Source organism: Streptomyces sp. NPDC102278, assembly GCF_044766345.1.
Lineage (GTDB): Bacteria > Actinomycetota > Actinomycetes > Streptomycetales > Streptomycetaceae > Streptomyces.
The window spans coordinates 1-11,687 of record NZ_JBIWLV010000038.1 but is presented as its reverse complement, the minus strand read 5'-3'; the positions used below and the strand labels follow the sequence as shown (position 1 = coordinate 11,687).

The 11,687-nt window shown below is 73.3% G+C and carries 4 protein-coding genes; 1 reads left to right on the top strand and 3 read right to left on the bottom strand.

The features are described from left to right. A partial coding sequence (locus ACIRO3_RS36660) for a biotin carboxylase N-terminal domain-containing protein (protein ID WP_360365618.1) occupies window positions 1-179 on the bottom strand: 179 nt, incomplete at its 3' end. A gap of 239 nt (window positions 180-418) precedes the next feature. On the opposite strand from ACIRO3_RS36660, the gene ACIRO3_RS36655 reads away from it, so the two are divergent. After that, window positions 419-2,062, top strand: coding sequence for an FAD-binding oxidoreductase (locus ACIRO3_RS36655; RefSeq protein WP_404144074.1), 1,644 nt, complete (start codon window positions 419-421; stop codon window positions 2,060-2,062). Window positions 2,063-2,168: 106 nt separating this feature from the next. Here the strand turns inward: ACIRO3_RS36655 and ACIRO3_RS36650 are convergent, their stop codons facing one another. Both ACIRO3_RS36650 and ACIRO3_RS36645 read right to left on the bottom strand, forming a co-directional pair. Beyond that, window positions 2,169-8,681, bottom strand: coding sequence for a type I polyketide synthase (locus ACIRO3_RS36650; RefSeq protein ID WP_404144072.1), 6,513 nt, complete (start codon window positions 8,679-8,681; stop codon window positions 2,169-2,171). 41 nt (window positions 8,682-8,722) lie between these two features. Continuing rightward, window positions 8,723-11,687, bottom strand: a 2,965-nt coding sequence (locus ACIRO3_RS36645; protein WP_404144070.1) for an SDR family NAD(P)-dependent oxidoreductase, incomplete at its 5' end; no start/stop codon positions are given.

Genomic DNA, 11,687 nt, shown 5'->3' with positions numbered 1-11,687 from the left:
AGGTAACTGGCGGCCGGGGTGTCACCGCCCAACGCGAAAGCCTCGTCGGCCGCGCGGACGTGCAGAGCGTCCCGGTCCGGGTCGGCGTAGACGGCCACACTCCCGATACCCGCATCCCGGCAGGCCCGAGCAACGCGGACAGCGATCTCGCCGCGGTTCGCAATCAGCACCTTACGCACGAACGCTCTCCTCAACCTCGGTGACGGTTCGAACCATCGACGGTCGAAAACGTATCCCCGGCTCGCCGCCGGCGGCCCACCGGCAGGTAATCACCGCACGAGGACCGCCAGAGAACGCCTGGTGACCGAGTTGTGGTCGGGTGGCCGCGCCCCGGGTTTCCCCGCGGTTCCTCGCGCCGCGGCACCGCTCCGGCGCACTTCTCCGGCTCTTCTCTCGTGTCTCATGGAGGTATGCGGTCATGACCGATGTGTCCCGTCGGGTGCTCATGAAAGGCGCGGCGCTGACCGGCGGCGCTCTGGCGGTGCCCACGATCGGTGTCGTGGCGGCCGCGGGAGCCGCCGAGGCGGCCGTCGTCGAAGGCACCGGGGAGGCCGCCGCCCGCGCGGCCGTCCCCGCCCCGATCACCGTCACCCGCACCGATCCGCGCTACCGCGGGCTCATATCGGGCTCGAACCAGCGCTGGGTCGGCTCCCCCGACTACGTCCGGCTCGTCGGCTCCGCCGACCAGGTCGTCAGCGCGGTACAGGAGGCCGTCGACAAGAAGCTCAAGGTCGTGGTCCGCAGCGGCGGCCACTGCGACGAGGACTTCACGGCCAACCCCGAGGTCCGTGTCGTCATCGACATGGCCGGGCTGGGCTCCATCGCGTACGACCCGCGGATGCGCGCCATCGCCGTCGAGCCGGGCGCCCTGCTGGGCACCGTCTACCGCACCCTCTACAAGCGCTGGGGCGTCGTCCTGCCCGGCGGCACCTGCCCGACCGTCGGCGCCGGCGGCCACATCAGCGGTGGTGGCTACGGCGCGCTGTCGCGCTCGCGCGGACTGACCGTCGACCACCTGTACGCCGTCGAGGTCGTCCACGTCGATCAGAGCGGCCGGGCCCGCAAGGTGGTCGCCACCCGCGAGGCGAACGACCCGAACCGCGAACTGTGGTGGGCGCACACCGGGGGCGGCGGCGGGAACTTCGGGATCGTCACCAAGTACTGGCTGCGCTCCCCGGGCGCCACCGGCGACGACCCGACGAAGCTGCTGCCCAAGGCGCCCTCCGAGGTCATCCTGTCGGACGTCAGCTGGTCCTGGGAGGACCTGGACGAGGCGAGCTTCACCCGGCTCGTGCACAACTTCAACGTCTGGCACGAGAACAACTCCGGCCCCGGCGCCCCGGGCCGTTTCCTCTACAGCCAGTTCAAGGCGATGCACAAGGCGGCCGGCTACTTCCGGATGAGCACGCAGATCGACGCGGCGGCGCCGGACGCCGACCAGGTGCTCGACGGGTTCCTCGCGGCCGTCTCCGAGGGCACCGGGGTCCGCTACACCGTCGGCGACCGCTACCGGGCGCCGTGGCTGTACGCGGTCACCGAGTGGTCCGGCTTCGTCGAGGCCGCCGTGCCGCGCTGGAAGTCCAAGTCGGCGTACATCCGCAAGGCGATGCCGCAGGACCAGCTGAAGGCGATGTACCGGCAGCTGACCCGCACCGACTACCCGGGACCGTACGGGATGATCGCCCTCGTCAGCTTCGGCGGCAGGATCAACGACACGGCGAGCGCGGACACCGCCACCGCCCAGCGGGACTCCGTCGCCAAGATGCTCTACTGCAGCCTCTGGACGAACCCGGCGGACGACGCGGTCCACCAGAACTGGGTGCGCGAGGCCTACGCGGACGTGTACGCGAGCACCGGCGGGGTGCCCCGCCCGGGCGGGGTCAACGACGGCTGCTACATCAACTACGCCGACGCCGACATCGCGGACCCGACGCTCAACACCTCGGGCGTCCCGTGGCACCGGCTGTACTTCAAGGACAACTACCCGCGCCTCCAGCGGGCCAAGGCGAAGTGGGACCCGCGGGACGTCTTCTCGCACCGGCTCGGCATCCGCCTGCCGTAACGATTCCTCACACCGCGGCGACCCCTCACGCCGCACCGCGGCGCCGCACACGAGGGGAGAGCCCCGCCGGCCACAGGCCGGCGGGGCTCTCTCGTGGCCGCCCCCGTCACGGGGCCGCCGGGAAGTGGCCTTCCTCGACGAAGAAGCCGACGTACTTCTCGAACAGCTCCTTCGTCAGCACGGGGATCTCGACGCCGGTCCCGGCCAGGGCCGCCGCCGTCTCGGTGGTGTCGATCGGCGGGTAGAACCCGTCGGTGTCGGACGTCATCATCTCGAAGGCGTCCAGCAGCGGCAGCAGGGCGTTGTCGCCCGCCTTCACCGTGGTGTTCCAGTTGTCCCAGCTCACCTCGTCGAGCTCGTAGCCCAGGCCGCGCAGGAACTCGGCGCACCGGGTCAGCGCCAGCGAACTCTGGTTGAAGAGGTGGAAGGTGCGGCCGACCGCGCCGGGCTGCCGCGAGATGCCGGTGATCGCCGCGCTGACGTAGTCGACCGGCAGCAGGTGGAAGCGGCCCTCGGTGCCCTTGGGGATGCTCCGGGACTGGACCAGCCCCTTCAGCGTCAGCCACACGAAGTCGGCGGTCTGGCAGGCGCCGTTGACCTGGTCGCCGGAGATCACGTCGACACGGTAGACCGAGACCGGCAGACCCCGGTCCCGGGCCAGCTCGATGATCTGCTCCGCGACCCACTTAGAGCGCAGGTACCCGCTCGCGAGGGCCTCGGCCGGCCCGGTCGGGTCGGTCACCTTCAGCGGGACGCCGGGCTCGCGCACCCCGTTGAAGACACCGACGGTGGACACGTAGTGCACCGGGACCGTGCGGTGGCGCGCCGCGAGCCGCAGCACCTCCTCCGTGCCCGTGACGTTCGAGGCCTTGAGGGTCTCGTACGGGTGCAGCCAGTGCACCCGGGCGCCGTTGTGGTAGACCACGTCGACGGTGCGGGAGAGCGCGTCGAACGCCTCCTCGGTGAGGCCGAGCCGGGGTTCGGCCAGGTCGCCGAGGACGACCGAGAGCCGGTCCTCGTCGATCTCGTCCCAGACCCGGTACCAGCGGGCGTTGGCCTTCAGCCGCTCCAGCGCCGAGGCCTCGTCCTCACCGCGGACCAGGCAGCGCACGCGGCCCGTGGTGCCGCGCATCAGGTCCCGCAGCAGGAACGCGCCGAGGAAGCCGCTGGCTCCCGTCAGCAGGATCTCCTTCGGGTCCACGGCGGTCCGTACGACCTCCTGCGCGGGCCGGACGTCGTCGGCGAGCCGGATCTCCGCCGCGTAGTCGGTTCCCTTGCGGTCGGCGGAACCGCTGGCGACCTCGCCGTGCAGGAACGCGGCGAGCGCGAGCGGCGTCGGGTGGTCGAAGACCAGCGTGGGCGGCAGCTTGAGGCCGGTGGCGGTGCCCAGCTGGTTGCGCAGCTCGACCGAGGTGAGCGAGTCGAAGCCCAGCGCCGAGAACGGCTGCCCGGTGTCGATCGCCGAGGTGTCGGAGTGCCCGAGGACCGCCGAGACCTGCGCGAGGACGACCTCCAGCACCGCCCGGGACTGCTCCTCGACCGCCAGCCCGGCCAGCCGGTCCGTGAGGGTCTCCGTGGCGACCTCGGCGTTCTGGGCGGTCCGGCGGGCCGGCGTACGGACCAGCTTGCTCAGCAGCACCGGCACCTGGACCTGCTCCCGCAGGGTCGCGAGGTCCATCGGGGTGGCGACCAGCGCCGCGTGCCCGGTCTCCAGCGCGAGGTCCAGCAGGGCGGGGCCCTGCTCGGACTCCACGGGGCGGAAACCGCTGCGGGCGATGCGCTGGAGGTCGGCCTGGTCGAGGTGACCGGTCATGCCGCTGGTCTGGGACCACAGGCCCCAGGCAAGCGACGTCGCGGCGAGGCCGCGGGCCTTGCGGTGCTCGGCCAGAGCGTCGAGGAAGTGGTTCGCGGCCGAGTACGTGGACTGGCCGGGACCGCCGACGACCGCCGCGATGGACGAGAAGAGCACGAAGGCGGACAGGTCCAGGTCCTTCGTCAGCTCGTGCAGGTTCCACGAGGCGTCGACCTTGGGCCGCAGCACCGCCGAGAGTCGCTCCGGGGTCTGCGATCCGATCAGCCCGTCGTCCAGGACGCCGGCGGTGTGCAGGACGCCGGTCAGCGGGTGCGAGTCCGGGATGTCCGCCAGTACCGCGGCCAGCGCCTCCCGGTCGGCGACGTCGCAGGCCGCGATGGTCACCCGGGCACCGAGCGAGGTCAGTTCGGCCGCGAGCGCGCCCGCCCCCTCGGCGGCGAGACCGCGACGGCTGGTGAGCAGCAGGTTCCGTACGCCGTGCTCGACGACCAGGTGGCGGGCGAACAGGGCGCCGAGGCTGCCGGTGCCACCGGTGATCAGTACGGTGCCCTCGGGGTTCCACTCACCGGTGCGGCCCGCGGCCGACTCGGAGATCCGGCCCAGGCGCGGTATCAGCACCTGCCCGGCGCGGACGGCCGACTGGGGCTCCCCGGAGGCGACGACCGAGGCCAGGACCGCGAACGGGTCGGCGGCGGGGTCGTCCAGGTCGAGGTCGTGGTCGACGAGCACGATCCGGCCGGGGTTCTCGGACTGCGCGGAGCGCAGCAGGCCCCACACGGTGGCCGCGCCCAGGTCGGTGACGTCCTCGTCGCGGGCGGCCACGCCGCCCCGGGTGAGGAGCACCAGCCGGGTGTCGGCCAGCCGTTCCTCGGCCAGCCAGTTCTGTACGAGGGCCAGCGCGTTCCTGGCCGCCGTGTGCACGTCGGCGGCCCGGTCCCCGGTGTCGGGGGTCTCCTGGCGGGCCAGGACGACGTCGACGCGTTCGCCGGCGCCGATGACCCGCGCGGCCCGGGCCACGTCGGTGAACCGACGGTCCCCGAAACCGTCCTTGCCCAGGGTCGCCCAGTGGGTGGTGTCCCCGGTGGCGACGACCGGGTAGGGCGCCCAGTCCACGTGGAAGAGGGAGTCGCGGCGGCGGGCCAGGGCATTGGAGACCTCGCCGACGGCGATGGCCCGGCAGGCGACCGACGCGACGCGGGCGACGGGCTGCCCGCTCTGGTCGGCCAGCTGGACGACCAGAGCGTCGTCGGCGTCGAGCGAGAGCCGTACCCGCAGCTTGGAGGCGCCGGTCGCGTACAGCCGGACGCCCTTCCAGTCGGTGGAGATCCACACCGCGCCCTCGGGGACGGTGCCGTAGCTCGCCAGGCAGGAGGCCGCCAGCGCGACTTCGAGGAGGGCCGGGTGCAGGCCGAAGCCGGCCTGGCTGGTGCGGCTGCCGTCGGGCAGGCTGACCTCCGCGTACACCTCGTCGCCGCGGCGCCAGACGGCGTCCAGGCCCCGGTACACCGGGCCGTACACGTAGCCCTGGGTGGCGAGCTTGTCGTACGCGTCGTGCAGCGGGACCTCTTCGGCGCCGGTGGGCGGCCACTCGGTGAGCGCGAACGGCTCGTCGGCGCCCTGGAAGCTGAGGTGACCGCGGGCGTTGAGGGTCCACGGCACGTCGGCGTTGTCGGGCCGCGAGTAGATCGCCAGCTCGCGCCGACCGGTGCCGGCGGCGGAGCCCACGCTGACCTGGAGGTGGATGCCGCCCTTCTCGGGCAGGGCCAGCGGGCCGAGGATGGACAGGTCGTCGAGGACGGTGCTGCCCAGCTCGTCGCCGGCCCGGATGGCCATCTCGATCAGCGCGGTCGCCGGCACCAGGGTCTGGCCCAGGACGATGTGGTCCGCGAGCCAGGGGTGGGTGCGCAGCGAGAGCCGGCTGGTGAACAGGACCTGGTCGGCGCCCGCGACGGTGACCGCGGCCCCGAGCAGCGGGTGGTCCGCCGATTCGAGGCCCAGGTCGGAGGCGTCGGCCACGATGCCGGTGGTCTCGACCCAGTACCGCTCGTGCTGGAAGGCGTACGTCGGCAGGTCGGCGCGGCGGGCGCCCGTGTCGACGAAGAACTCCCGCCACCCGACGGGAACGCCCGCCGTGTGGAGCCGGCCGAGGCCGCTGACGAGGGTCTCGGCGTCGGGGCGGCCCCGGCGCAGCAGCGGTACGGCCGTCGCGTCGGTGAGGGTGTCGCGGACCAGCCCGGCGAGGACGGCGTCGGGGCCGATCTCGACGAAGGTGGTCGCACCGAACTGCTCCATGGTGCGCACCGCGTCGGTGAACCGGACGGCGCCGCGGACCTGGTCGGTCCAGTAGCCGGGGGTGCGCAGGTCGTCGCCGGTGGCGAGCTTGCCGGTGAGGGTGGAGATCACCGGCAGCTGCGGCTTGTTGTAGGTGAGGGTGGCCGCGACCTTCCGGAACTCCTCCAACATGCCGTTCATGTGGGGGGAGTGGAAGGCGTGCGAGACCGTCAGGCGCTTGCTCTTGCGGCCCAGTTCGGCGAGCTTTCCCGCGACCTTGAGGGCGGCTTCCTCGTCGCCGGAGACGACGACGGAGGTGGGGCCGTTGACGGCGGCGATCGAGAGCCGGTCCTCCAGGCCTTCGAGGAGCGGCAGCACCTCCGCCTCCGTGGCCTGTACGGCGATCATGGCGCCGCCGGTGGGCAGCGCCTGCATCAGCCGGGCCCGGGCGACCACCAGCTTCGCGGTGTCCGCGAGGTCGAGCACGCCCGCGATGTGGGCGGCCGTCAACTCGCCGATGGAGTGCCCCGCGAGGTGGTCGGGGGTGATCCCCCAGGACTCGACGAGGCGGTACAGGGCCACCTCGACGGCGAACAGGGCCGGCTGGGTGTAGCCCGTCTCGTCCAGGTCCGTGCCCGAGGCGATGACCTCGCGGATCGGCCGGTCCAGGTGCTTGTCCAGTTCGGCAGCGACCGCGTCGAAGGCCTCGGCGTACACGGGGAAGTTCGCGTACAGCTCCTCGCCCATCCCGGCCCGCTGCGCGCCCTGGCCGGTGAAGAGGAACGCCGTGTGGCCGCCCGCCTTCGCACCCCGCACCACGCTCGCGTCCGGCGCGCCGGCGGCCAGCGAACGCAGGCCCTCCAGCAGCGTGTCCCGGTCGGCGCCCACGACCACCGCGCGCTGTTCCAGCGCCGCGCGGCCGGTCGCCAGCGAGTACGCCACGTCCAGCGGGGAGGGTCCGGCGTCGGCCTCCACGAGCTCCAGCAGCCGGCGGGCCTGGTCGGCGAGCGCGTCGGGGGTCTTCGCGCCCAGTGTCCAGGGCAGGAACGGCAGGGTGCGGACCGGGGCGTCGCCGGCCGCGGCCGGCTCGTCGGAGGCCTCCTCGGTCGGCGGCTCCTCCAGGATGACGTGGGCGTTGGTGCCGCTGACGCCGAAGGCGGAGACGCCGGCGCGGCGCGGTGCGCCGCCGGCGGGCCACGGGCGGGCCTCGGTCAGCAACGAGACCGCGCCCGCGTCCCAGTCGACCATCGGGGTCGGCTCGTCGATGTTCAGCGTCTTGGGCAGGATCCCGTGCCGCATCGCCATGATCATCTTGATCACGCCGCCCGCGCCGGCCGCCGCCACGCTGTGACCGATGTTGGACTTCAACGAGCCCAGGTGCAGCGGCCGGTCCGCCGGGCGGTTCTGCCCGTACGTGGCCAGCAGCGCCTGCGCCTCGATCGGGTCGCCGAGCCGGGTCCCGGTGCCGTGCGCCTCCACCGCGTCCACGTCGGCCGCGAACAGCTTCGCGGCGGCCAACGCCTGGTGGATGACCCGCTCCTGGGAGGGGCCGTTGGGGGCGGTCAGCCCGTTGGACGCGCCGTCCTGGTTGACGGCGCTGCCGCGGATCACCGCGAGGACCTCGTGGCCGTTGCGCCGGGCGTCCGACAGCTTCTCGACGAGCAGCAGACCGACCCCCTCCGACCAGGCGGTGCCGTCGGCCGCCGCGGCGAACGACTTGATCCGGCCGTCCTCGGCCAGCCCGTTCTGCCGCGAGAAGTCGACGAACCCGCTCGGGTTGCCCGACACCGTCGAACCGCCCGCCAGCGCCATCGAGGACTCGCCCTTGCGGACCGACTGCACCGCCAGGTGCAGCGCCACCAGCGAGGAGGAGCAGGCCGTGTCCACGGACACGGCCGGGCCCTCGAAACCGAAGGAGTACGCGATGCGGCCCGAGGCGACGGCGCTCAACTTGCTCGTCATCAGATAGCCCTCGAGCTCCTCGGGGCCCTCCAGCCCCAGGTAGCTCTGCTCCACCACACCCGCGAACACGCCGACCGGGGTGCCCCGCAGCGAGGTCGGGTCGATGCCCGCCTGCTCGAAGGTCTCCCACGCGGTCTCCAGCAGCACCCGCTGCTGCGGGTCCATGGCGAGCGCCTCACGGGGCGAGATCCCGAAGAAGCCGGGGTCGAAGAGGGCCGCGCCCTGAAGGAACCCGCCCTTCTTCGTGTACGACTTGCCGGGCTTGCCGCGCTCCGGGTCGTAGAGGGCGTCGATGTCCCAGCCGCGGTCCTCGGGCCAGTCGGTGATCCCGTCGGCCTCGTCCATGACCAGCTTCCACAGGGTCTCCGGAGAGGTCACCCCGCCCGGGAAGCGGCAGGCCATGCCGACGATGGCGACCGGCTCGTCCTGGCCGGCCTCCAGTTCCGCGACCCGCTGCCTCGTCTTCTGAAGGTCGGTGGTCACCCACTTGAGGTACTCGACCATCTTCTGTTCTTTGGAAACAGCCTGGTCCGTGGACGCTGCCGGTTCGTTGGACTTGGTCTCATTGGACATGCGAAATCAACTTCTCCTCAGAGCTGCGTACGTCGGGACCATCAGTTCGCGGAACGGCCGAGCTGGTTGTCGATGAAGTCGAAGAGGTCGTCCGCGGAAGCGGACTCGATCGTGCTCGTCAGGTCCGGGCCCGCGGCCGTTCCCGTCGCCTCGTTCAGCCGGGACAGGATCGCCTGGAGCCGTACAGAGACCGTGGAGCGCGCCTGGACGTCCTCCAGGAGGGCGCTCAGACTCGCCTCCACCCGGTCCAGGTCCGCCATCACGGGCGCCGACGCGTCGCCGGCGCCGTCGGGCGCCACCTCGCCCAGCACGTGCTCCGCGAGGGCGGTGGGGGTCGGGTGGTCGAAGACCACGGTGGCGGACAGCCGGACCCCCGTCGCCGAACCCAGACGGTTGCGCAGCTCCACCGCCGTCATCGAGTCGAAGCCCATCTCCTGGAAGGCCCGGTCCGCCTGGACCGCGTCCTGGCCCGAGTGCCCCAGCACCGTGGCCACTTCACCCCGTACGAGATCCAGCACCATCTGGTGCCGCTCCAGCGCGGACAACCCGGCCAGCCGCGTGGCGAGGAGCTCCGCGGAGCCCGTGCCGGACTGGGCCGCGCGCCGGTTCGTCACCCGCACCAGGGACCGGAACACCGGCGGCACCAGGCCGTGCGCCCGCATCGCGGACAGGTCGACCGGAAGCACCACGACCGCCGGGCTGCCGCCGGCCGCCGCCGCGTCGAAGAGACCGCCGCCCTCCTGCGGGGTGACCGGCCGGAAGCCCTCGCGGCCGAACCGCTTCAGGTCGTTCTCGTCCAGGCCCGCGTTGATTCCGTGACTCAGGTCCCACAGGCCCCAGGCCAGTGAGGTCGCCGGCAGCCCGAGGGCCCGCCGGTGGGCGGCCAGACCGTCCAGGAAGGCGTTGGCCGCCGCGTAGTTGGACTGTCCGGGGCCACCGATGACACCGACGCTGGAGGAGAACAGCACGAAGGCCGACAGCCCCAGATCGCGCGTCAACTCGTGCAGGTGCCAGGCCGCGTCCGCCTTCGGACGCAGCACGGCGGCCAGACTGTCCGGTCCGAGCGCCGCGACCAGACCGTTGTCGAGCACACCCGCGGCGTGCACCACGCCCCGCAGCGGATGTTCCGTCGGGATCGCCGCCAAGGCCGCGGCCAGCGCGTCCCGGTCGGAGACGTCCACGGAGGACAGCGTCACCCGGGCGCCGAGCGCCTCGAGTTCGGCCCGCGACTGCGCCGCGCCCGCGGCGTCCGCACCACTGCGGCTGACCAGCAGCAGGTTCCGTACGCCGTGCTCGGCGACCAGGTGCCGGGCGAAGAGCGCGCCCAGCGCCCCGGTGCCACCGGTGATAAGTACGGTGCCCTCCGGGCCCCACGGGGTCGGCGCGCCCTCGGTCTCGGAGACCACCCGGCGCAGCCTCGGCAGCAGCACCTCGCCGCCGCGCAGCGCCGCCTGCGGCTCGCCCGAGGCGAGGACGGCGGACAGGGCGTCCACCGGCACCGCGCCGGCGTCGGCGTGGTCCAGGTCGACCAGCACGATCCGGTCCGGGGCCTCGGCCTGCGCGGAGCGCAGCAGCCCCCACACGGTGGCCGAACCCGGCTCGGGAACCCCCTCGGAACCGGTGTCGACCGCCCCCCGGGTGAGGACCACCAGACGGGTCGCCTCCAACCGGTCGTCGGCCAGCCAGTCCTGCGCCAGCGACAGGGCCTGCCGCGCCGCCGAGTGGGCCGCGCCCACCACGTCACCGGAGGTGTCCGGTGCGATCCGGGCCACCACGGCGTCCACGGCGGCCCCGGCCTCGGCGGCCTTGCCGACCGCCGCCACCTCCTCGAAGGACGGACCGTCGAAGCCGCCCTCGGCGGCGCCGAGGACACCCCAGCGCAGCCGGCTGCCCGGCTCGGGCAGCGCGGTGGCCGACCAGTCCACCCGGAACAGCGGCAGGTTGCCGCCGACGCGCGCGGTGAACTCCTCGTCCGGCACGTCCCGGAAGACGAGCCGCTCGATCGTGGCGACCGGTTGCTCCTCCGCGTCCGAGAGCCGTACGGTCACCGCCCCGTCCGCGTCCCCGTCGAGCGGGGCGATCCGCACCCGCACGGCGGTGGCGCCGGTCGCGTGCAACCGCACACCCTGCCACCGGGCCGGAACCCGCGTCGTACCGGCCGCGCCGGCGCCACCGGCCCCGGCGAGCGCGGCCTCCAGCAGCGCCGGGTGCAGCTCGTAGGCGGCCGCGTCGGGCAGCAGTTCCTCGGGCAGCCGGACCTCGACGGCCTCGCCGCCCACCGCGGCGGGCACCCGCTGTCCGCCGCCGGTCTCGAAGGCGCCGTGCGCGTGGGCCGTCCAACCGGCCTCTGCCTCGTCGCCGCGGGTGTGCACCGTGAAGGGACGCCGCCCGGAGTCGTCCACCGGGCCCACGCCCAACTGGAGTTGGAGGGCGCCCTGTACGGGCAGCACCACCGGGGTGCTCGACTCCAGTTCGGCGAGCCCCGCGAGCCCCAGCTCGTCGCTCGCCCGGACCGCCAGTTCCACCAGCGCGGAGGACGGCAGCACGGCCGAGTCGAAGACGGCGTGCTCGGCCAGCCACGGGTGCGAGCGCACCGAGAGCCGGCTGGTGAACAGCACCTGGTCGGCGCCGGCGATGGTGACGGCCGCGCCGAGCAGCGGATGCCCGGTCGGGTTCAGGCCGTGGCCGGCGTCGGCCGCCGCACCCGAGCCCTTCAGCCAGAACGCCTCGTGCTGGAAGGGGTACGTCGGCAGGTCGGTCCGCTCGGCGCCCGCGCCCGCGAAGTACGCCGCCCAGTCGACGCGGACGCCCCGGCTGTGCAGCCGGCCCACCCCCGCGACGAGGGTCTCCGCTTCGGGACGGCCCCGCCGCAGCAACGGCACGGCGGCCGCGTCCGTCACGATGTTCTGCGCCAGGGCGGTGAGGACGGCGTCGGGGCCGATCTCGGTGTAGGTGGTGGTGCCGAGGGTTTCCAGGGTGGCGACGGCGTCGGTGAAGCGGACGGCG